Below are 21,821 nucleotides of genomic sequence, written 5' to 3' on the forward strand. Positions count from 1 at the left end.
CATGAAAAGAATAAAATTATTATCTCTAAGTCTCCTGGCATTATTGGGATCCTGTGCGGAAAGCGATAACGCCATAGACGAATTGTTCGAAAACACCGAAAGAGGTGCTGTACTGAGAACGATCAGTGTAAACAATCCTGATTTCTCGATCTCAGATCCTTCTTCTGTTTTCTCCGTAACTCTGGAGGAACAAGATGCCAAGGAAGGCGATCTGCTGCAATCGGTAGATGTTTACGTCTCTTTCTCTGACGAAACTCCGGGAAGACCGGACGACACTGACTACTCTAAAGAAGAGGTGCTTTTAACCACCATTCCTGCAGATGTATGGGAAGACGGACCAATCGGTCTGCCACGCTATACCTTCGAAACTACTTTTGGAGATGTTCTTACTGCACTAAACATTGGTGACAATGACTTTGCAGGAGCCGATATCTTCAATATCCGTTTCGCATTAAACCTTACCGATGGTCGCACCTTTACCAGCACCGACGGTAACGGTAACATCTTTAGCGGATCGTTCTTTAGAAGTCCTTTCCTTTATCGTGCACCGATCGTATGTCCTCCGGCTGCTCCGACTCCCGGAACATGGAATATGGAATTCCAGGATTCTTATGGTGACGGATGGAATGGCGCTTCTTTAGAAGTTGTTATTGACGGAACTACGACCAGTTACACCATGGATGATGGTGCTGCCGCAAGCTTCACCTTCGACGTGCCTGACGGCGCTCAGGAGATCAATTTCATCTTCCGTTCGGGAGATTGGGATTCTGAGATCACCTTCCAGGTAACTTCAGCTTCCGGATTCCAGGTAATGAGTATTGGACCAAGTCCTACACCAGATACGCCACTAGCTATTGATTATTGCAACATCTAGTTTACTTTTATCGTAGCGTAAAAGGGCTGCCATATTTGGCAGCCCTTTTTATATGCATAAAATCCAACAAATTTTCGCCTACCTTTGCACCATGAAAGACGACTATCAGATATTTGGGATCCGGGCGGTTATGGAAGCCATTCAGGCCGGAAAAGACATCGACAAGGTATTTATACAAAAAGGCCTTAAAGGAGAGCTTTTTGCCGAACTCAACGGTCTCCTGCAACAACAGGGGATCACTGCCAGCTATGTGCCGGTAGAAAAACTCAACCGACTCACCCGAAAGAACCACCAGGGAGTGGTTGCAAATATCTCTCCCGTGACCTTCCACGACCTTGAAAACCTGGTGATGCAAGTTGTGGAAAGTGGCGAAACACCCCTCTTTATCGTTCTCGATCAACTTTCTGATGTCCGTAATTTCGGAGCCATTATCCGCACCGCAGAATGCACAGGCGTGCACGGGATCATCATCCAGAAAAAGGGCGCTGCCCCGGTAACCGCAGACACCGTAAAAACCTCGGCCGGAGCTGCCTTCAGGGTACCCATTTGCCGCACCGAGCATATTAAGGACGCCATCTATTACCTCCAGGCTTCAGGCATTAAAGTGCTCGGCGCTACAGAGAAAACCATAACCCATATCTACGATGTTAACCTCAACACCCCACTGGCAATCGTCATGGGTGCAGAAGACAAGGGTATCTCATCATCTGTTATGAAATTATTAGATGAAAAAGCCTCCTTACCGCTAAAAGGAGAGATCGGAAGTTTGAACGTATCTGTTGCATGTGGAGCTTTTTTATACGAGGTAGTTCGACAACGCCTTTAATCGTTATCCTTATCTCCTGATGCTTTGTAGTGATAGGTGATTTTTACAGAGGGTTGATTTTCATTAGATTCATTTATCGCTGGCTCGTCTTCAGGAAGCACCTCTATAAAGTTCCCGTGCTCATCAAAGTGCCTCATAAAGGGATCATCTTCTTCCTTGTATTCCGCTTTTTCCCAGGAATACCGTACCGGTTGAAGCACTTCTCTCTTGAAGAACAAAGACAACACCAAACCTGCTATGGCTCCCGAAAGGTGACCTTCCCATGAGATCTTATCGTCTACAGGGAGTACATACCACACCATACTTCCGTAAAGAAAAACCACCAACAGTGAAAGCGCCATAAGCCTGTAATTGCGCGCCAAAAGTCCTTTAAAGAAGATAAAGCTCACCAGCATATAGATCACTCCACTAGCCCCGATATGCCATGCAGGCCTGGCCATCAACCAGGTTAGCGTACCACTTAGAAGCACCCCCCACCCTAACACCTTCCAGGCAATACGCCTGTAGAAATAAAACAAGGCGGCACTAAGCACCAGAAGCGGCAGGGTATTGTGATACAAATGCGAAACAGAGCTATGGACGAACGGACTCAGAACGATCCCCGGAAGTCCCTTTAGAGACCTCGGATAAACCCCCAACCGATTGAGATACCAGCCGGATTCAAGTTCCAACCAATACACCCCCCAGATGAACACTCCAAAGAATACCGGCCATATCAGGTACCAGAGGCTAAACCCCAGCTCTGAGACATCTTCTGTATTTGAGTAGTAGTGACGTCGCATAGCCTAAAAGTAACAATTTTAACGAACCCACCACCCCCGGTTAAAAACTCATCTCCATCACCTCACCAAATCGGGCCAATTATTGTAATTTTGATCATTATGAACGAGCCTTTAGCAGAACGCATTCGACCCCGTACCCTCGATGATTATATAAGTCAGCAACACCTTGTTGGCCCGTCCGGATCACTCACCCAACAGATCAAAAGGGGTATTATCCCCTCCCTGATCTTATGGGGCCCACCGGGTATTGGCAAAACCACCCTGGCGGAGATCATTGCACACGAAAGCAAAAGACCATTCTACACCTTAAGCGCTATCAATAGCGGTGTGAAAGATGTCCGGGAGGTGATTGAAAAGGCCAAGCAGAGCGGCGGATTGTTCACCACCCAGAACCCTATCCTTTTTATCGATGAGATCCATCGGTTCAGCAAGTCGCAACAGGACTCCCTGCTCGGGGCAGTAGAAAAAGGATGGGTTACCCTTGTAGGTGCTACTACTGAAAACCCTAGCTTCGAGGTGATCCCGGCCTTGTTATCCCGATGCCAGGTATATACTCTGGAAGCCTTTGGCAAGGAAGATCTGGAGACCCTTTTAAAAAGGGCTATGACCACGGATACCGAACTGCAAAAACGAAATATCATCACCGAGGAAACCGATGCCCTGCTTCAGCTTTCCGGAGGGGATGCCCGTAAGCTTTTAAACATCTTCGAACTGGTGGTGAATGCCATAAATGAAGATCCGGTGCGTATTACCAACGACAAGGTGCTTCAACTGGTACAAAAAAACACCGTTCGCTACGACAAGACCGGTGAGCAGCATTACGATATTATCTCTGCCTTTATCAAATCGATCCGGGGTAGCGACCCAAACGGAGCCGTGTATTGGCTTGCACGCATGATCGAAGGCGGAGAAGATGTAAAATTCATCGCAAGAAGACTGCTCATCCTGGCTTCTGAAGATATCGGGAACGCCAACCCTACCGCCCTGGTCATCGCCAACAACACTTTCCAGGCCGTTACCACCATAGGTTACCCGGAGGCGCGAATCCTGCTGAGCCAATGCGCCACCTACCTGGCCACATCACCTAAGAGCAACGCCGCATACATGGCTATTAACAAAGCGCTGCAAACCGTGAAAGAAACCGGAGACCTCTCGGTACCCCTGCACCTGCGTAATGCACCTACAAAGCTTATGAAAGAATTAGGATACGGCGAAACCTACCAGTATGCGCACGATCATCCGGGGAGTTTCGCCTACCAGGAATACCTGCCGGACGCCTTGAGCAATACCACCTTTTACGAACCCGGCAACAATGCCCGCGAACGCTCACAAAAGGAATTTCTGGCCAACCGCTGGAAAGGAAAGTACGGGTATTAGAATTTGATCTGAAAGACCTCGGTTACCAACTCCCCGTTCTTGTAGTATTCAGCCACCCAGTTCCCATCATCATTGAGAAACAGCAATCCGTCAAGTCCCACAAGCGCGAAGGTGTTCTCACGACTGGTCTTCTTTAGTTTAAAGCGTAAAGCAGGAGTAGTATCTACAAGCTGATAGCCGTTCTCAATGGCCTGGGCATAAAGAACCGGGATCACCTCAGCTACTTTTGAACGGTCGGCATCGGGATCAACATCACTCGCTGCAACGCCCATAGCCGCTGACTCTTGCATCTCTACCTGTTCCTCTTGCTCTTGTGCCGCTACGACTTGAGGGGTAGTCAATGTATCACCGTCGGCACTCTTAGGCACATAAGCGTACTGCAACGCCTGCAATTCTGCAAAAGACTTCCTGAAGGCTTCATGAAAGGATGGCTCATATTCCTTGATCTTACTCCGGCCTTCTTCAGACTTAAAAACAGCATTCCCATAGCAATCATAAAGCGCAAACACCAATTTGGTCGTGAACAAACTTGAGTTATTTTCAACATCGGCACGGAGTGCATTACACGGTTCCTTAACAAGTTCTTCGGGCAGGTTATCATCCAGAAAGGCCACAAAACCTTCCTTCTCGAGCAAAAACTTCACCAGGGTGTTCAGCCGATATTGATTATCGGAATTCTGAAAATCAAATTTCCGCGGTACGATAACATATTGAAAATCGTTAATGGTTGCAGTCTGCGCGTATCCACTAAAGAAAAACAGGGATACTGCAGCAAGAAGAAAGTTTCTCATAAGATCAGCCTAGCGGGCTCCTTTAAAAATATAATTAAAACCAAATTGAACTGAGGCCTGATTGGCTTGTGCAAGGTTGGAGTACTCGAGCAGGTTATCGGCCAGCAGATAGAAGTTAAAATTAGCAAAATGGGTGGAAATACCAAGCCCGATATTTGTAAAGGAATGTTCGCTCACCGTATAGGTGAACTTACCTCTGAGAAAGTTGAAGATACGCCTGTAGTAAAAAGCAGTAAGTGCCGCATTAATATGCTGTGGCCTTTTAATCGCATAAAGTTGCAACCCCACAGAATTCTCATACCCCGTATCATCGATATCGCAACTGCAATCAAAGGTCTTTCGGTATTTGAGCTTACCGAAATTATGCATGACCGAGCCATTGAACTTTACGGGACGAAAAGAGGTATACACATCAGCGATCGTATCACGAGGCAACTGCTCATCCAGATCGGCCTTCAGGCGCTCCCAGTAATCGTCGAGAAAGTCATCATCGGTTTCCTCTCCGAACAGGAATTCGATCCCCTCAAGCTCATAGGCGCCCTTTAGGGTGTAGATCTCTACATCGGTGGTATGCACGAGCATTCCCAGATCGAGAATACTGGCCGTAAAGGTCCACGAAGGATTCGGAGCATAGGTCACACCCAGATCGACACCCAGTCCGTAGTTCCCACCAAAGAACGCGCGCTCTGCAATACGTTTTGCGACCGGATCAGGATCTTCCTTATCGGTAAGGGCGATATACCCCGAGGTACGCCATTCCATATCGGCAACCACATTATGCGAATAGACATTATCGGTTCCCGGTAGCGTGATAAAGGTTCCCGAATTATTAACAGAGCTCACATTAGCCAGACTGGAATAGAGCTTTAAACGCCCTCCATAGGTTAACTTCTCATTCACCCTTCGATTGATACCAAAATGAAAAACGGTCATCAATTCTCCTTGTCCGTTGAGATCCCTGAGATCATAAGACCTCCCTAAATTTCCCGCATTTCCTTCATAGGCAAGAAAGGCCAGGTCTTCGGGCCAAAAGTTAAACACATCGAGTTCCTGGTAGATCCCAAAGGTATAGAAGTTCTTATTGGATTCGCCTTTTCCCTTAAAACCCGCAAACAAGATCTCAAGCTGTTGGTTAGCTTCCACAATATCGTTCCGGTTAAGCCGGTATAAAACATCCCTCACCTTGATATTGAAGTTTACACCGTCATCGGCGAACAGATCATAGGTGGTAAAACCGGAACTCCCGACCTGGGCAGAAACTCCGGACAGGAAAGGAACACCCACATAAGCCCGCTGGTGGATGAGCCCACCCGGATTGACCATAACGTGCTGCGGGATCTCTCGAAAATTATAGAGAAGCTGCTTATTTTGAGATCGCAGGGACATAGAAGACCCCAGGAGAAGTAGTATGTATATAACGATCCTGATCATTCAAATCCCATATAAAAAATTGCACTTGAAGCAAATTTGATAGCGCCCTGAGAGGTAGCATCCAAAGGAGGATCGCCGGGCAGCAAAGTGATCTCGGCAGTAATGGTATAGGTATTCCGTAAAATACCGATCTGACTTTCGTCAAAGTAGATAAGGGTGGTCACCTCCTTTTCTTCTCCATCATAAGCCGGAATGTCTACTTCTACACTATATAGAACACTCCCTCCTTCATCCTTAAAAAGGATCTTTGCCTCAAAGGCCCGCTCTACGGTATTGGCATGGATAATGGTGAACTCTGCCGCCTTCAGGTTCATATCAAAAAAATCCTGAGAGAACAGATCGGCCCGGGTAGAATCTATATAGCTATTGGAATTTCCCGGATCGAACTCATCGAAATCAGAAGCCCGGAAATCAAAAAAGGCAAGACTTAATTCTATTTCAGGTTCGAGAATGAACTCATCGACCTGATCAAAGTCGACATCGTCAACACACGAATTCACAAGCAATCCTGTAAAAAAGCAGCCTATAAAGATAAGTATGGTTCGCAATGTTGTCATATTCAATAAACGTTTTTACCGAAACGCTATTGCCATATCACAACAAATTTTTCATTTCCAGAAGATTAGAAATAAAAGCAACATGATCCGGAACCTCTTCTTTATGCGGATTGAAATGCAGGGCGTGCATACCCGCATTCAACGCTCCGAACACATCGGCCTCCAGATTATCACCCACCATGAGTGAATGTTCCGGAATTGCTCCGGCCCTTTTCATGGCCAGCTGAAAAATATAGGGATTGGGTTTTTTCACTCCGGCCATCTCCGAATTAACCACTACATCGAAATAGCGATCGATCCCTGAATTTACGAGCTTACCCTCCTGGACGTTGGCAAAACCATTAGTTATGATATGCAATTTATACGTCAAATTAAGGTAAGATAAAATTTCAGCCGTATCCTTAAAAAGATGATTAAAGGTAGGTAAATACGTTAAATAGTCATTCGCTATTTCCCTGATTGTCAAGTCATTTACGGGAGCGCCCAGAACATCAAAGGTCGCTCTCAACCGGATGTATCGCAACTCTTTTTTTGTAAGACGATTCTCCCGAAACATTTTCCAGAATTTCAGGTTCAGAGGCACGTACTCCCTTAAGAAATCGTCTAAGGCTACAGACATATTCCGCTCTGCAAAGATCTTCCCGAAAGCAAGGGCCGAATTTCGTTCAAAATCCCACAAAGTATGGTCGAGATCAAAGAAGATATGTTTTACACTTTCCCTCATCTAATGGTTTTCTATCATTTCCTTATACAGGGCCGTTATACTATTATACGCTGTAAAATCGAGCACATCGTTTGAAAATACCACATTAAAATGTCCGTTCACATCTTTTACCACCTGCCTCAGCTGGCGAATCTTTTCACGGGTACGTTTAATATTCTGGTATTGGTACAATGCCGAGTAGATCACCGCTACCGGATTCACCAGTAAAGGCAATTGCTCTTCATAGCTAATGTCGTAAAAGTAAAAAGGCGTGCAGGTACCGGCACGAAAACCAACCTTCTCGGGGTATCCCATGGTATAGTCTTCATTAAACTCTGCCTCAACCACTTCCCGGTAGGTTTCAGGCACCTGTAACCGGTTAAACCGGTGACGGATGCGTTTAACAGGGCGGTTAATAAAGTTAATAAGCCGTCGACGCTCTTTCTTAAGCAACTCAGGATCTTTAAACGACCTGTACGAAGCCATGAGCGAAACAATACTGTAATCGGCCACCGATTTGATCAAGGTACGCATCACAGGCTTATATACAGAAACGTTCTTATCGTAATGTGAATAATCGGCAAGCAGAAAAAAGTACAAGGCGTCGATCCCATGCTCCTTATGTAGGGCAGTAAGCGTATCAAAAACATTATTGGGGTCCTGTTTTAAACCCAGGAGTACCCCAAAGCGCTTAAAGAGCTCCCGAAATCGAAAGCGACTCAGGTCTACAAGGGTACCCCCGATAGTTCTTATGATCCCTCGTTTACGATACCTGAAGATCACCGGAACATCGATCACCGGAGTAAAGGCATAGGAACGCTGCACGTTGGTCATTTCCGGGAATCGCTCTGCCAGAGCAACACGCAAACGCTCAACCCAAATATCGATCACAGGAAGCTCGAGAAAATTATTCTTAGCCGCAAGACTTTCGGCAGCGGGGTAGCGACCGTGTTCATCTTTTACATGAGGCAGGTACTCTTCGTACCTGCTCATAAGGTAAAATGATGCTGCAAAAATATCATAAGGCAAAACACTCTTCTCCGAACAGGGAAAAAAGCAGGAAACACCATCCCAGTCGCTCACCTTGATCTCAATATCAGAAACCCCCTGATCGAATAACAACTCGGTACTTCTTACAAAGAACTCATTTTGCAGAGGCTGCTTGGCATAAGAGAGCTTCGGCCCATTATGGGCGATAAAATCCTCTACCCTGGTGGTAAAATCAACCTCAGTTAAAAGCATACGCTTAAAGATATGCTTCATAACATACTGCAAGCGTGGGGTGATCTTATAGGTATAAATTAAAACCATGTCAGAGGAGTCCTTCATCGGCAAAGCTATAATATTCTTTGTCGGTTACAATAAGATGGTCGAGTAATTTTATATCCAGACTGCCTGCGGCCTTATGAAACTTTCTCGTAAGCTGCTTATCAGCCTCACTGGGAATAAGCGTTCCCGATGGATGGTTATGGGCGAGGATCATAGCTGTTGCATTAAGCTCAAGGGCCAGCTTTAAGGCCAGCCTGATATCGACAAGGGTACCGGTAATACCCCCTTTGCTCAACTGCTCGTGTTTTAGCACACGGTTAGAATTATTTAGATACAACACCCAAAACTCTTCATGGGGCAACTCTGCCAGTACCGGCTTTAAAAACCTATTTGCAGAAGCACTATTTGTTATGCGATACCGGTAGGGAGATTCTGTTAATCCCCGACGGCGTCCCAGCTCAAGAGCAGCAGCGATACTTATCGCTTTGGCCTCTCCTACCCCGTGAAAGGTCATGAGTTTGGTGAGCGATAAATTCCCCAGTGAAGACAAATTATTCCCTGCAGATGCCAGGATCCTTTTCGCCAGACTTACAGCACTCTCTCCGGAACTGCCACTCCCCAATATGATCGCCAGAAGCTCGGCATCACTTAGCGCTGACCTCCCCTTCAGGCGTAACTTTTCGCGCGGACGATCATCGCGATTCCAGCTTTTTATTGTAAAAGATTCTGTTTTCTCAGGCATCTTATAAATATAGTAAACTTTACTCTTAATGATGTAAATTTCCTATATTGAGGCAAAAATCACGACATGAGATCACTATTCGAAGCGGAAGCACATCAGGACATCCTCGACCGACTCCACACCCTTACACCAGAATCTACAGGGAAATGGGGTACTATGGATGTCGCCCAAATGCTGAAGCACGTTAATACCACCATGAAGATCGCCACCGGGGAGGTAGCCCTGGTAAGTCCGCCATGGTATAAAAAAGCAATGTTCAGTCTTTTTAGATCAATGCTTTATAATGACCGTCCGTGGAAGCAGAACCTTCCTACGGCACCGGAACTAAAGATCGCCGGCACGGAAGACTTCGAGAAAGAGAAAAAAGCATTACTCGATAGCATCGGAAAATTTATGGCACTACCCTTTTCAGGGGGTAAAATGGAGCATCCGATATTTGGCATTTTCACCAAAGAGCAATGGGGAAAGATGCAATACAAGCACCTCGACCATCACCTAAGGCAATTCGGAGCCTAAGCCTTTCCCAAACGCGCCTGAAGCGATTCGAGATCAAGTCCGCCATAATCACCACTACTCATAAGCAACAACACGGTATCTTTTAGCGAAGTGGCATCAAGGTAGTCTTTAAATGCCTTCGGATCGGTATAGACCTCAACATCCGGCCTGTTAAACGCCCTGGCTATGTCGTCGTGCTCAAGCGACTCCAGTTTCTTTATAGCTACTGCTTCCGGCGAGTAAAACACCACCGCCTTATCGGCGGCATCAAGAGCTCCGCTGTATTCCCCGAGAAAATCGGCATTGAGGCTGCTGTACGTATGCAATTCGAGACAAGCCAGCACAGTCTTATCGGGATATTGCTCTTTTACGGCCTTCGTGGTGGCCGCTACCTTACTCGGTGCATGGGCAAAGTCTTTGAACATCACACTCCCATCATGCTCTGCTAATTTTTCCAGGCGTTTAGAAGCACCTTTAAAACTCGCAATGGCCTCGTAGAAATCATCTTCATCGACCCCCATGTGCTGACAGATCCATTTTGCTCCTGCCAGGTTGTTCAGGTTGTGTTTACCGAAAACCTCTATAGGTACCGGTCCTTCATTGGTCTCAAGGAATGTTTCGCCATCTTCAACAAAATACTCAGGGGTAGTATACCCGATCTTTCTGATCTGGTTTTCAGAAGCCTCCACCACTTCATTCAGGGTCTCGTCTTCCATATTATAGGTCAGACTACCTCCCTGGGTAATGGTGTCGACAAAAGTGCGAAACTGATCTACATAATTCTCACGAGTAGGAAAGACATTGATATGATCCCAGGCAATACCGCTTAAGAGGGCTATATTGGGCTGGTAAAGATGAAATTTAGGCCGGCGATCTATGGGAGACGATAAATACTCGTCGCCTTCAAGCACGATGAATTCATTAGTATCGGTAAGCTTCACCATAGTATCAAAACCTTCCAGCTGCGCACCAACCATATAATCTACATCTATACCGTGATAATCGAGCACATGCAAGATCATTGAAGTAATGGTGGTCTTACCGTGACTACCACCGATCACCACCCTGGTCTTATCTTTTGACTGCTCGTATAGAAATTCAGGATAGGAATACACTTTTAATCCAAGGTCCTTTGCGGCCTGCAACTCCGGATTATCTTCCCGTGCATGCATACCCAGAACCACCACATCGATAGCTGTAGTGATCTTCTCCGGATACCAGCCTATTGCTTCCGGCAACAATCCCTTTGCCTGCAACCGCGAACGGGAAGGCTCGAAAATAACATCGTCACTTCCGGTAACTTCAAATCCTTTCTCATGTAATGCCAGGGCAAGATTATGCATGGCACTACCTCCAATAGCTATAAAATGTACTTTCACGTAAAAAAACGGATTAATGGATTGGGAGTGTAAAGATAAAAATTATAGGGACTCCAGGGCCTCTTTCTGCTCAATAGCAGGCTCAAAATCGGGCATGACCCTCAGAGATTTCTCAAGAAACGCCAGGGCCTGCTGTTTTAAAGCCTCTCCCTTAAAGATCATGGCCTGGTGATAGTAGATCCACTCGAGTCCGATACGACTATACGGATTGTAACGTTTCTCATATTGACTGAGGTGCCATCTGCCCAATGGGCGGTTAATTCCGTACTTCGAAGCGATCTTCCCAAATTGGTAGTGAATGTTCTCCCTTGGATAATCCTCGGGAATGGCATTCATATATCGAGATGCCTTATCAAAGTATTTTCTGGCCTCTTTGGTATTATCCCGGTAATCTTCAATATACCCTTTTGAAAGGTACCCTTCTACAGCCGATATCTTATGCAACTCTTCGGCGTAGGCATACGCCTTCTTATAACTCCCACCGAAAATTCCGGGCAATTCGAGGTAGAATTCGATCAGTGCCCATCGGGCTTCCAGATGAGCAGGATCTAATTGGGCCGCTTTTGCAAAGTGGTATTTAATATCATCAATGATCCCCAATGCTTTGAGCTTGTTACTAAGAGCGATCATCCCGTAAATACCTCCCACCTTAAAATGGTAGTTCGCATTATTGGGATCGAATTCCAGAAGTTTTAAGTAATGTTCAAGGGCCGGCTTCCACTCCTTTTTAACGCCATAGAGGTCACCCAGTTTCTCATAGATATCGGCTTCCCCGGGCATGCTTTGCTTAAGTTCGAGCAACAAACGCTCGGCCTTGTCAAATTCATATTGGGCTATAAGCTCGTCGGCGCGATGCAGTTCGGCATCCTGGGCCAGTGCCGTTGCAAGCCCGAACCAAACCAAAACAAACACCAATACCAACTTATTGAATACCCTCATAGGTCTTTTCATTATCTTTTTACCAAAGCACTATAATACAAAAAAGGAGCCAAAAACAGCTCCTCTTTTATAGTATAGATGGATTTTTAGTCTTGGATAGGACGCTCAAATTCCTTCTCCTTTAGATGCTTTGCAAAGAAGCCCATCATCGCCTCATACAAGGCAATACGATTCTCTTCCTTCCCAAAACCGTGACCTTCGTCATAACGCACCATATATGGCACATCTACCCCCTTAGCTCTAAGTCCTTCAACGATCTGATCAGACTCATCGATGTTTACCCTGGGGTCATTGGCACCCTGAACTACGAACAGTGGTTTTTTGATCTTATCGATATGGAATACCGGAGACACCTCTTCCATGATCTCCTTTTCTTTCGGATCGTCTTCATCATACCAGATCTCTTTAATGATCTTCAGGTAAGGCTTCCAATACGGAGGTATGGTCTCCATAAAAGTAAACAGGTTTGAAACTCCAACATAATCGACTCCACAGGCGTACAGATCCGGAGTTTTGGTAAGTCCTCTAAGCACGGCATACCCCCCATGACTCCCCCCGTAGATGGCGGCCTTTTCTTTATCTACCCAGCCCTGATCGGCAACATAATGCAATCCGTCTTCCACATCGTCCATGGCTTTTCTACCGATCTCATTAAATCCGGATTCAAGAAATTCGCGCCCGTAACCTCCCGAGATACGAAAGTTCACCTGCAGTGTTGCGTACCCTCTGCTGGCAAACAACTGAGCTTCGGGATTAAAGCCCCAGCTATCCCGAATACCTTGAGGTCCCCCATGCGGATTGACGATCACGGGAACCGCTTTCCCGTCGACAGCCTCCTTAGGAAGCGTGATATATCCATGAATGGTCTTCCCGTCTCTACTGGTAAAGGTTATGGGTCTCATCTCGGCCATATCGTCTTCTTTGAGCTGCGGCATAAGGTCGTACATCAACGAGAACTCATCGCCGGCAACATCGTAAGAATAATAGGTTCCGTAACGCTTATCGCTTTGAATAAGGATCAGTAATTTATCTTCTTCATCGGTCATATCGGCAATACTGTACTGGTAACCCGGAAACTCATCAGTGATCCTTTTGTGCCATTTTTTATAGGTATCACTTACCGGAACCATCACACGCTTTTCGCCTTCATAGGTAAAATAATCGATCTCATAATCGCGCTTTCTTGAGCGGGACATTCCACCCGCATCGTAATTTTCGTTCGAAAACACCTTTTCCAGTACTTTACCGGCCTTCAGGTCATAACGAATGATCTCTGCCTTATCGCTTTCCAGGTTAGAGATCATATAGGCATCATGAGCATTCTCACTGCTATAATCAAAACCTAACACCGCAAAGGTATCTTTCCAGTCGAGTGGTTTTATAAGCTCGTAATTCCCGGGCTCGGTCTCGTAGTACATATCGGTAAACACCCCATCTCTTAATTTGGTAAAAGCCCTGAGGTTACCTTCCTTATCAAAATTATACCCCATTACCGGATTGGCGGGATCATCGTTCTCATAGAGCTGCTCCATTTCCCCGGTATTCACATTGATCTTATACGGATCGAATACCTGCGGATTGGTCTTATTCATAGAGATGATCATATGATCCTTATCGTCTTTAAGACTATTGACGATCTGGGCACGCACCCCATCAAAAGGCGTAAGCTCCATAAGTTCTGACCCATCAAGATCTACGGCAAAAAGGTGGTAATTTTCATCACCCCCTTTATCCTTAAGAAAAATGAGGCGTTCATTATTCACCCATCCATAACCGCGCACCAGCTCTTCTCCCTCAACAATAGCTTTGGTCACCTCTTCGGTCTCCAGGTTCTTCACATAAACATGGCGCTTATTATGCTCGTCCTTTTCCCTGTAAGAAAGGTATTTTCCGTCTGGAGAGAACTGAAATTCACTTGCTTTTGGCCGCGCAAAATAATCGGCAACGGCATACTTATAATTTTCATTATCAAAAGCTGCCAATTCAACCAGCTTGGTATCAGGAGTCACCAGCTCGGGTTTTCCCGGAAGCGGTGCTTCACCTTTCGTCATATCCAGGGGCATTTCCATACCCCCTTGCTTAAATGTTCCTTTCATTTCTGTTCCTTTAACGACAGCCTCATAGACGATACCGGCCTGAGCGAGCTCTAAACCGATCTTATCGCCCTCAAGGGTCACCTTATCAAAGGGTATCCCCGTTGCCCCCTGGGCAGGGCTGTCCATTGTTGCTGCAAGTTTACCGTCTTTTTCGGTGATCTCAAAAACCAGGGGTAATTCGGTACCCTGCACATTGAGCTTACCGTTCCATTTCCCGATAACCTCCTGCGCATGGGCCGTCATACCGCCGAGCAGTACGATGGCCATTACAAACAATGACCGCTTCATTCGTGTTTTCATAATCTAATGTTGTTGATTTAATTGTGGTATCGTCAGGTTAGTCTACTGAAATTGAATTTGTTACAACAAAATCACTTCTTTATTTCCGGAGGAAAAGCCTTTAGTGCCTTTTCCATCATCTCATACATTTTAGACTCCCGCTTTTGGGGAGTCAGATCCTCCCTTAACGGCGTTTTTATGCGCGCCTGCCAGAAGAGGATATCGCCTTTAACATCTACCAGGTCCAGGTATATGATCTGTCTTATTTTGGGCTCCCCCATGGGAACTCCTACACCAACGCCTCCACCAACCTGGTTGCCGGTACCCCCAACACCAAGGGACACACTTCCGGAGGGCGCCTCCTGAATGATCTCACTTTTGATATTTACATAGAATTGAGGCAGGTTTTCACCGGCAACCTTTTTATAGCCACGAGACTGAAGAATGTCGTCAATGGCACGCACAGCGCGCTTGGTATCCAGCGGCCCCAGTCGGGTATCTAAGGGTGCAAAGAAGTCGTATTCCCGATATTGGGTGTAATCGATCTTTTGGTCAAAATCGTGCACCACCTTAATACTGCTGCACGATAACAGGACCAGAAACAACAAAGGTAGTAACCTGCTCATTTACTTGCTTTTAAGTAAAAATAAGCAAATTAATTAAGAAAATACTACAGGTAAGATTAGCGTAATTCTTCCCCCGATTCGTTGAGCATTTGCCACAGTCGGTCTTTCAGCTCCTGAATACCTTGTTGGGCTACTGAAGAGATAAAAATAAAATCAAGCCCTTTAAGCTCTTTCTTAAGCTCTGCTGTTAGCTCTTCCTTTAATTCCTCATCGAGCATGTCTGCTTTAGAAATAGCAATGAGCCTTTGTTTATCGAGGAGTTCCGGATTGTATTTCTTCAGTTCGTTGAGCAGCACATTATATTCTGCAGCGATATCCTTACTATCTGCAGGAATGAGGAATAAAAGGGTCGAATTACGTTCAATATGACGCAAAAAGTAATGCCCAAGACCTTTCCCTTCTGAAGCCCCTTCAATGATCCCGGGAATGTCGGCCATTACGAACGATTTAAAATCGCGGTATTGCACGATCCCCAGATTCGGTTTCAGGGTTGTAAATTCATAATCGGCGATCTTTGGTTTTGCTGAAGTGATTGCCGACAACAGGGTAGACTTTCCGGCATTAGGAAAACCTACAAGACCCACATCGGCCAGTACTTTTAGCTCAAGGGTGATATTGCGCTCTTCTCCCGGAAGTCCGGGCTGTGCATAACGAGGGGTTTGGTTAACAGACGATTTAAAGTTCCAGTTACCAAGACCTCCCTTACCTCCTTTTACGAGGATCTTTTCCTGTCCCTCTTCTGTGATCTCAAAGAGCTTCTCGCCGGTTTCGGTATCTTTAATAACCGTTCCCAGAGGCACTTCCAGATAAACGTCTTGTCCGTAAGCCCCGGAACTGCGTTGCTTACCACCCGCTTCGCCGTGTCCGGCTTTGAAGTGCTTCTTGAATTTAAAATGAAAAAGGGTCCAAAGGTTCTTGTTGCCTTTTACGATCACATGCCCTCCACGGCCACCATCGCCCCCGTCGGGACCTCCTTTAGCCACATACTTCTCGCGATGGAGATGGCTGGAACCCTGCCCTCCTTTTCCGGAAGAAACATATAGTTTTACGTAGTCAACAAAATTACCTTCGGTCATATTATCCTTTCTATACTAATCTGTTCTGAAAAATCAAAAGGTCTTTGATCAGACCTTTTCTTGCTTACACAGGGCATCGATAACCCGGCTCAAGCGCCCGGTGATCTCATCGATCTTCCCGATCCCGTCTACCTTATGCAATTTGTTCTGTTCGGCGTAAAAGTCCATTACAGGAGCCGTCTTCTCATTGTATTCCTGGAAGCGATTCTTGATCTTTTCCTCATCCTGGTCGTCGCTTCGGCCACTAACTTTACCGCGCTCGAGCAACCGCTCGATGAGCACCTCGTCTTTGGCTTCCAGTGCAATGGTTCCACTGATCTCCATTTGCTTTGACTTCATAAGCTCATCAAGAGCCTTTGCCTGGGCCTGAGTTCTCGGGAAACCGTCAAAAATAAATCCGTTAGCTTCCGGATTGTTCTCCACCTCAGCTTTAAGCATGTTAATGGTCACTTCATCGGGTACCAATTCACCTTTATCTATGTATGATTTGGCCAGCACCCCTAATTCGGTTCCGTTCTTGATATTGAATCGGAAAACATCTCCTGTAGAGATGTGTTTCAGGTCGTATTTTTCTTTTAAGAAGTTTGCCTGGGTTCCTTTTCCGGCTCCCGGTTTACCGAATAGTACTAAATTGATCATAGGTTTATCGTTTAATTGATATACATCGGGTAAGTTACGTCCAAGCTCATCGTAATCCAATCCATAGCCCACAATGAACTTGTCGGAGATCTTCATTCCCACATAGTCAATATTATATTCTCCTTTATAGGTATCGGGTTTATAGAACAACCCTGCTATTTTGAATTTCTTTACATTGATCTCTGAGAACATCGATACGAGCTCTTTTACCGTAGCGCCGCTATCGATCACATCCTCAAGAATAACCACACTTCGCCCCGAAACACCTTCCGGCACATCGAGCAAGGTCTCTACGATCCCTGTAGACGACAGCCCGCGGTACGAACTAAGCTTAACAAAACTCACCTCGCAAGGTCCGTCGTATGCTTTAAGAAAATCAGAAGTGAACATAAACGCCCCGTTGAGCACCCCGATAAAAACCGGCACCTCATCTTTAAAATCGGCTTTCACTTCCTGAGCCATTCTGGCAATGGCTTCCTGGATCTCTTCGGCCGAAATAAACGGCTTAAAATATTTGTCGTGGAGTTTGATCACTTACCTGAAAATTGTAAAGATGCAAAGATAATAGTTTGATTGTTCTATCGACCGGAAATTGGTTGAAATTCATTTCCTTTTTGATAATTAACCGTATTTTTGCCTCATTATTATCACACATTAACGCGCTAGCTAACACTAAATTTAATGAATTATTTTTCTTCTGATTTCAAGCTCGGAATCCTGGGCGGCGGACAGTTAGGGAAGATGTTGCTCTACGATACCCGAAGGTTCGATATCCACACTGTAGTTATGGACCCCAGCCCTGAAGCTCCCTGTAAGATCGCATGTAACGAATTTATCCAGGGGGACCTTATGGATTTTGATGCGGTTTATGAATTTGGAAAAAAGGTCGACCTGCTCACCATTGAGATCGAGAACGTGAATGTGGATGCTCTCGAAAAACTCGAGCAGGAAGGACTTAAGGTCTACCCATCTCCCAAGACCCTTAAACGTATTCAGAATAAAGCGGTGCAAAAACTTTTTTACACCGACAACAATATTCCCACAGCTCCCTACAGCCGCTTTGCTTATCCGGGAGAGATGGAAACAGCCATTTCCAACAACTCCCTGAGCTTTCCGTTCGTATGGAAAAGCGCCCGCTTCGGTTACGACGGTCAGGGTGTAAAGGTGATCAAAACCTGGTCGGATCTCGAAGGACTTCCAAAACAGGAATGTATCGCCGAAGAGATGATCGACTTTAAGAACGAACTTGCTGTGATCGTTGCCCGCGACGTACATGGAAAAGTAGAGACCTACCCGGTGGTGGAAATGGAATTTCACCCGGAAGCCAACCAGGTAGAATACGTGATCTGTCCTGCCCGAATAGATACCGAAGTCGCCAAAAAGGCACAGCTCGTTGCGCTTAAGGTTTCCCAGGCCTATGAGCACGTAGGACTTCTGGCGGTAGAGATGTTCCAGACCAAAGACGATGAGATCCTGGTTAATGAGGTAGCGCCACGACCACATAACAGCGGTCATTACAGCATAGAGGCCAGCTACACCAACCAGTTCGAACAGCACCTGAGAGCTATTCTTGGACTCCCACTTGGGAAGACCGAAAGCACGGTGGCCGGTGTTATGGTTAACCTCGTAGGTGCCGAAGGACATGAAGGCCCGGTGAAATACGAGAACATTGAAAGCATCATGGCTATGGACGGGGTGAACCCACATATCTACGGTAAAAAAGTAACCCGCCCATTTCGTAAAATGGGACATGTAACCATTGTAGACGGAGATATGGAAACAGCCCGCACCGTTGCCGAAAAAGTAAAGAAAACCATTAAAGTAATCAGCGAATAATAAAGCACAGTAATCCTATGGCCAGAGTAGCAATCATTATGGGTAGCACCAGCGACCTTCCTGTTATGCAGCAGGCGATCGACGTTCTCAAAGAACTCGGGGTACCCACAGAAGTAGACATCGTTTCGGCGCACCGAACCCCTGAAAAAATGTTCGAATTCGGCAAACAGGCTCACGAAAGAGGCATCCAGGTCATTATTGCCGGTGCCGGAGGAGCAGCCCACCTGCCGGGGATGGTAGCTTCTCTTTCTCCCCTTCCTGTTATCGGGGTACCCGTAAAAAGCAGCAATTCGATAGACGGATGGGATTCTGTACTCTCCATTCTTCAAATGCCGGGAGGCGTACCCGTTGCCACAGTTGCCCTCGATGGTGCTAAAAATGCAGGGATCCTCGCAGCCCAGATCATTGGCGCATCAGATCCCGAAGTACTCAAAAGGATCATTGCCTATAAAGAAGGACTTAAAGAAAAGGTGATCAAAGGCGCTCAACAAGTAAAAAAATAGGTTCTTTATAGAACCTGTTTTTGTTTTACGACCAGTGTAAACACGCAACGCAGCAGCATCAAAAATCAAAAAATTGCCATTATGAATATCCTGAACACACCATTCAATACAACGTATAGCACTCCGCCATTCTCCAAAATAGAAACTGCCATGTTCAAAACAGCAATTCCTGAGGAGATCGAAAAGGCGCGAAAGGAGATCGAAGCCATCGCAAACAATACAGCCACCCCAACCTTTAGCAATACCATCGAAGCACTCGAGTTCAGTGGCGAACAGCTGGAGGTGATCACCTCCATATTCTTCAATCTGAACAATGCAGAAACCAATGCCGAAATGCAGGAACTTGCGCAGGAGATCTCGCCTGCTTTATCAGAGTTTGCCAACGACATCAGACTCAATAACAAACTCTTTCAACGGGTAAAGGCCGTTTATAAAGGGAGAGAAGCACTCGACCTAACCCCCGAACAGCTCATGCTACTCGATAAAAAATACAAGAGCTTCGCCCGAAACGGGGCCGATCTTCCCGAAGAAAAGAAAGAAAAGCTGCGGGCTATAGATAAGGAACTCTCACGCCTGTCGCTCACCTTCGGAGAGAACGTCCTGGCAGAGACCAATAGTTACGAGCTGCATATCACCAATGAAAATGAACTGGAAGGCCTTCCGGAGTTCGCGATGGAGGCTGCTGCCGAAGAAGCCAAAAGCCGGGATAAAGAAGGATGGGTCTTTACTCTGAATTACCCCAGCTACATTCCCTTTATGACCTATGCCTCCAACAGAGCGCTGCGTCAAAAACTACACCTTGCCTTTGGTAGCAAAGGATTTCAGGACAACGAAAGAAACAACACCGGGATCATCCTTAAGATCGTAAACCTGCGCCATGAACGCGCTCTATTGCTCGGCTACCAAAGTCACGCGCATTTTATCCTTGAAGAACGCATGGCCAAGACCCCGGAAGAGGTAAACAACTTCCTGGAAGACCTGCTCAAAAAAGCATCTCCGGCCGCCAAAGCAGAGTATGAACAACTGGCCTCTTTCGCAAAAGACACCGACCATATCGACCAACTCGAAAAATGGGACGGAGCCTATTACACAGAAAAGTTGAAGCAGAAACTCTTTGACCTGGACGACGAAAAGCTAAAACCATATTTCCAGCTGGAACATGTGATCGACGGGGTTTTCGAGATCGCAGAAAAACTCTACGGACTCAAATTCATCGCCTCAGAGACCATCGACGTATACCACGAAGATGTTCGGGCCTATACCGTAATGGACAGCAGCAACGACCTGGTCGCGATATTCTATGCCGACTTCCACCCTCGTAAAGGGAAGCGCAACGGTGCATGGATGACCTCATACAAACCACAATACGTTAAGGATGGAGAGAACTCGAGGCCACATATATCTATTGTATGTAATTTCACCAAACCTACGGCAACCACCCCATCCCTGCTCACCTTTAACGAGGTAACCACCTTGTTCCATGAATTCGGTCACGCCTTACACGGCATGCTTGCCAACACGGTTTATCCCAGTCTGAGCGGAACAAGTGTTTACTGGGATTTTGTAGAACTCCCAAGCCAGGTGATGGAAAACTGGTGTTACGAGAAAGAAGCCCTGGAACTATTTGCACGGCACTACAAGACAGGCGAATTGATCCCGATGGAATACATCAAAAAGATCAAGGAATCGTCTACGTTCATGGAAGGTATGCAAACCCTCAGGCAACTGAGCTTCGGATTGCTGGATATGAGCTGGCACGAGAAAGACCCATCACACATTACAGATGTTAAAGCCCATGAATCGAAGGTCTTCAAACGCACCGACCTTTACCCCGACCATGGCCAGACCTGTATGAGCACGGCCTTTTCACATATATTTCAGGGCGGGTATTCTGCGGGCTACTACAGCTATAAATGGGCCGAGGTCCTCGATGCCGACGCCTTCGAGCTTTTCCGGGAGAAAGGTATTTTCAACAGTGAGGTGGCCCAAAGTTTTATGGAACACGTACTCACCAAAGGAGGCACTGAAGACCCAATGACACTCTACAAGCGTTTTCGCGGACAAGAACCTCAGCCGGAAGCCCTTTTACGAAGAGCCGGATTAGTCAAATAACCAAGCCATAAAGCTCCCCCAAAAACCTTCATCGGCTTTTTGGGGGTCCTTTTCTTTTGGAGCTTCCTTTTGCCGGGCAGCTTCCCAACGAACGTACCCTCCCTCAAGGTTATACACCTCTTTATACCCCAAAGAATCTAAAAGCGCAGAGGCATCGGCACTTCTTCTGCCGGACCTGCAATACAACAGCAGCTTTTTATCTTTTGAGAATCGCGATACCTTTTCCACAAAATCTTCATCGTAGAAATTGATCAGGGTAGCACCGGGCACCACCCCTTCCTCCCATTCTCCGGGAGTACGAACATCGATCAGAACGCCTTCTTCCCAAAGGGTTTCAGGAACCTCTGTAATACTTATGTTATTTACTTGTGCGAATAGCCCTGCAGAAAACAACAGCGCTGCGAATAAAAAGATCTTTTTCAATGGTTTGTTTTTTTGAATTTGGCGTAAATTTAATATTTCATAATTTAATACAAGGCCAACAGAATC

Annotated in this window: 21 protein-coding genes; 7 read left to right on the forward strand and 14 right to left on the reverse strand. The window is 46.2% G+C overall.

Annotated elements, in window-relative coordinates; all coding sequences use genetic code 11:
• The first annotated feature begins 1 nt into the window (after position 1).
• Complete coding sequence (locus IS446_RS08465) at positions 2–874, forward strand: hypothetical protein (RefSeq protein WP_203059765.1); 873 nt, start codon at positions 2–4, stop codon at positions 872–874.
• Between the two features lie 91 nt (positions 875–965).
• Positions 966–1,700 carry a 23S rRNA (guanosine(2251)-2'-O)-methyltransferase RlmB gene (gene rlmB, locus IS446_RS08470; protein WP_203059768.1) on the forward strand — a complete coding sequence of 245 codons (735 nt, stop codon included), beginning with the start codon at positions 966–968 and terminating at the stop codon, positions 1,698–1,700.
• Here the strand turns inward: rlmB and IS446_RS08475 are convergent.
• Positions 1,697–2,482, reverse strand: a complete 786-nt coding sequence (locus IS446_RS08475; RefSeq protein ID WP_203059771.1) for a rhomboid family intramembrane serine protease — start codon at positions 2,480–2,482, stop codon at positions 1,697–1,699. The genes rlmB and IS446_RS08475 overlap by 4 nt on opposite strands.
• A gap of 99 nt (positions 2,483–2,581) precedes the next feature.
• Here IS446_RS08475 and IS446_RS08480 point away from each other — a divergent pair, with 99 nt between their 5' ends.
• Entirely contained in the window at positions 2,582–3,859 is a 1,278-nt protein-coding gene (locus tag IS446_RS08480; protein ID WP_203059773.1) for a replication-associated recombination protein A, read from the forward strand.
• Here the strand turns inward: IS446_RS08480 and IS446_RS08485 are convergent.
• The 6 genes from IS446_RS08485 to radC are packed head-to-tail and all read right to left on the reverse strand — an operon-like array spanning position 3,856 to position 9,352.
• A complete protein-coding gene (locus IS446_RS08485) occupies positions 3,856–4,650 on the reverse strand; it encodes a hypothetical protein (RefSeq protein ID WP_203059775.1) in 795 nt (264 codons plus the stop codon). The two genes, IS446_RS08480 and IS446_RS08485, sit on opposite strands and share 4 nt — an antisense overlap.
• 9 nt (positions 4,651–4,659) lie before the next feature.
• A complete protein-coding gene (locus IS446_RS08490; protein WP_203059777.1) occupies positions 4,660–6,081 on the reverse strand; it encodes a DUF5723 family protein in 1,422 nt (473 codons plus the stop codon).
• A complete protein-coding gene (locus IS446_RS08495; protein ID WP_203059780.1) occupies positions 6,078–6,638 on the reverse strand; it encodes a hypothetical protein in 561 nt (186 codons plus the stop codon). Before IS446_RS08495 ends, IS446_RS08490 begins: the two co-directional genes overlap by 4 nt.
• A 37-nt stretch (positions 6,639–6,675) precedes the next feature.
• Complete coding sequence (locus IS446_RS08500; protein WP_203059782.1) at positions 6,676–7,362, reverse strand: YjjG family noncanonical pyrimidine nucleotidase; 687 nt, start codon at positions 7,360–7,362, stop codon at positions 6,676–6,678.
• Positions 7,363–8,652 carry a polysaccharide deacetylase family protein gene (locus tag IS446_RS08505; RefSeq protein WP_203059784.1) on the reverse strand — a complete coding sequence of 430 codons (1,290 nt, stop codon included), beginning with the start codon at positions 8,650–8,652 and terminating at the stop codon, positions 7,363–7,365.
• Between the two features lies 1 nt (position 8,653).
• Positions 8,654–9,352, reverse strand: coding sequence for a RadC family protein (gene radC / locus IS446_RS08510; RefSeq protein WP_203059786.1), 699 nt, complete (start codon positions 9,350–9,352; stop codon positions 8,654–8,656).
• A gap of 66 nt (positions 9,353–9,418) precedes the next feature.
• Here radC and IS446_RS08515 point away from each other — a divergent pair, with 66 nt between their 5' ends.
• Entirely contained in the window at positions 9,419–9,868 is a 450-nt protein-coding gene (locus IS446_RS08515; RefSeq protein WP_203059788.1) for a DUF1569 domain-containing protein, read from the forward strand.
• On the opposite strand, the gene IS446_RS08520 is transcribed toward IS446_RS08515, so the two are convergent.
• The 6 genes from IS446_RS08520 to IS446_RS08545 all read right to left on the reverse strand — a co-directional run bounded on the left by IS446_RS08520 (position 9,865) and on the right by IS446_RS08545 (position 17,415).
• Positions 9,865–11,226 (reverse strand): UDP-N-acetylmuramate--L-alanine ligase, encoded by a 1,362-nt coding sequence (locus tag IS446_RS08520; RefSeq protein WP_203059790.1) that lies wholly within the window; start codon positions 11,224–11,226, stop codon positions 9,865–9,867. The genes IS446_RS08515 and IS446_RS08520 overlap by 4 nt on opposite strands.
• Before the next feature lie 42 nt (positions 11,227–11,268).
• Positions 11,269–12,177 carry a tetratricopeptide repeat protein gene (locus tag IS446_RS08525; protein WP_203059792.1) on the reverse strand — a complete coding sequence of 303 codons (909 nt, stop codon included), beginning with the start codon at positions 12,175–12,177 and terminating at the stop codon, positions 11,269–11,271.
• 74 nt (positions 12,178–12,251) lie between these two features.
• Positions 12,252–14,561, reverse strand: a complete 2,310-nt coding sequence (locus tag IS446_RS08530; RefSeq protein ID WP_203059794.1) for a S9 family peptidase — start codon at positions 14,559–14,561, stop codon at positions 12,252–12,254.
• Positions 14,562–14,632: 71 nt separating this feature from the next.
• Entirely contained in the window at positions 14,633–15,166 is a 534-nt protein-coding gene (locus IS446_RS08535; RefSeq protein ID WP_203059795.1) for a DUF4136 domain-containing protein, read from the reverse strand.
• A gap of 56 nt (positions 15,167–15,222) precedes the next feature.
• Entirely contained in the window at positions 15,223–16,242 is a 1,020-nt protein-coding gene (obgE, locus tag IS446_RS08540) for a GTPase ObgE (RefSeq protein ID WP_203059797.1), read from the reverse strand.
• A 48-nt stretch (positions 16,243–16,290) separates the two neighbouring features.
• Positions 16,291–17,415: an adenylate kinase gene (locus tag IS446_RS08545; protein WP_203059800.1), complete on the reverse strand. Its 1,125-nt coding sequence runs from the start codon at positions 17,413–17,415 to the stop codon at positions 16,291–16,293.
• A 147-nt stretch (positions 17,416–17,562) separates the two neighbouring features.
• Between IS446_RS08545 and IS446_RS08550 the strand changes: the two genes are divergently transcribed.
• The 3 genes from IS446_RS08550 (at position 17,563) to IS446_RS08560 (ending at position 21,332) form a co-directional block, all read left to right on the forward strand.
• Positions 17,563–18,717, forward strand: coding sequence for a 5-(carboxyamino)imidazole ribonucleotide synthase (locus IS446_RS08550; RefSeq protein ID WP_203059802.1), 1,155 nt, complete (start codon positions 17,563–17,565; stop codon positions 18,715–18,717).
• Positions 18,718–18,734: 17 nt separating this feature from the next.
• On the forward strand, positions 18,735–19,220 hold the full coding sequence (gene purE / locus IS446_RS08555; RefSeq protein ID WP_203059803.1) for a 5-(carboxyamino)imidazole ribonucleotide mutase: 486 nt from the start codon (positions 18,735–18,737) through the stop codon (positions 19,218–19,220).
• An 81-nt stretch (positions 19,221–19,301) separates the two neighbouring features.
• Positions 19,302–21,332: a M3 family metallopeptidase gene (locus IS446_RS08560; RefSeq protein WP_203059805.1), complete on the forward strand. Its 2,031-nt coding sequence runs from the start codon at positions 19,302–19,304 to the stop codon at positions 21,330–21,332.
• Here the strand turns inward: IS446_RS08560 and IS446_RS08565 are convergent.
• A complete protein-coding gene (locus tag IS446_RS08565; protein WP_203059807.1) occupies positions 21,321–21,755 on the reverse strand; it encodes a rhodanese-like domain-containing protein in 435 nt (144 codons plus the stop codon). The two genes, IS446_RS08560 and IS446_RS08565, sit on opposite strands and share 12 nt — an antisense overlap.
• Positions 21,756–21,821: the final 66 nt, after the last annotated feature.

Origin of the sequence: Robertkochia sediminum (assembly GCF_016786255.1) — a bacterium.
Taxonomy (GTDB): domain Bacteria; phylum Bacteroidota; class Bacteroidia; order Flavobacteriales; family Flavobacteriaceae; genus Robertkochia; species Robertkochia sediminum.

Bases quoted from the DNA above. Each gene is read 5' to 3' on its own strand.
- IS446_RS08465 (WP_203059765.1), top strand. From the start codon at position 2: ATGAAAAGAATAAAATTATTATCTCTAAGTCTCCTGGCATTATTGGGA.
- IS446_RS08480 (WP_203059773.1), top strand. From the start codon at position 2,582: ATGAACGAGCCTTTAGCAGAACGCATTCGACCCCGTACCCTCGATGAT.
- IS446_RS08500 (WP_203059782.1), bottom strand. From the start codon at position 7,362: ATGAGGGAAAGTGTAAAACATATCTTCTTTGATCTCGACCATACTTTG.
- IS446_RS08490 (WP_203059777.1), bottom strand. From the start codon at position 6,081: ATGATCAGGATCGTTATATACATACTACTTCTCCTGGGGTCTTCTATG.
- radC (WP_203059786.1), bottom strand. From the start codon at position 9,352: ATGCCTGAGAAAACAGAATCTTTTACAATAAAAAGCTGGAATCGCGAT.
- purE (WP_203059803.1), top strand. From the start codon at position 18,735: ATGGCCAGAGTAGCAATCATTATGGGTAGCACCAGCGACCTTCCTGTT.
- IS446_RS08485 (WP_203059775.1), bottom strand. From the start codon at position 4,650: ATGAGAAACTTTCTTCTTGCTGCAGTATCCCTGTTTTTCTTTAGTGGA.
- obgE (WP_203059797.1), bottom strand. From the start codon at position 16,242: ATGACCGAAGGTAATTTTGTTGACTACGTAAAACTATATGTTTCTTCC.
- IS446_RS08530 (WP_203059794.1), bottom strand. From the start codon at position 14,561: ATGAAAACACGAATGAAGCGGTCATTGTTTGTAATGGCCATCGTACTG.
- IS446_RS08550 (WP_203059802.1), top strand. From the start codon at position 17,563: ATGAATTATTTTTCTTCTGATTTCAAGCTCGGAATCCTGGGCGGCGGA.
- IS446_RS08495 (WP_203059780.1), bottom strand. From the start codon at position 6,638: ATGACAACATTGCGAACCATACTTATCTTTATAGGCTGCTTTTTTACA.
- rlmB (WP_203059768.1), top strand. From the start codon at position 966: ATGAAAGACGACTATCAGATATTTGGGATCCGGGCGGTTATGGAAGCC.
- IS446_RS08560 (WP_203059805.1), top strand. From the start codon at position 19,302: ATGAATATCCTGAACACACCATTCAATACAACGTATAGCACTCCGCCA.
- IS446_RS08525 (WP_203059792.1), bottom strand. From the start codon at position 12,177: ATGAAAAGACCTATGAGGGTATTCAATAAGTTGGTATTGGTGTTTGTT.
- IS446_RS08475 (WP_203059771.1), bottom strand. From the start codon at position 2,482: ATGCGACGTCACTACTACTCAAATACAGAAGATGTCTCAGAGCTGGGG.
- IS446_RS08505 (WP_203059784.1), bottom strand. From the start codon at position 8,652: ATGGTTTTAATTTATACCTATAAGATCACCCCACGCTTGCAGTATGTT.
- IS446_RS08515 (WP_203059788.1), top strand. From the start codon at position 9,419: ATGAGATCACTATTCGAAGCGGAAGCACATCAGGACATCCTCGACCGA.
- IS446_RS08535 (WP_203059795.1), bottom strand. From the start codon at position 15,166: ATGAGCAGGTTACTACCTTTGTTGTTTCTGGTCCTGTTATCGTGCAGC.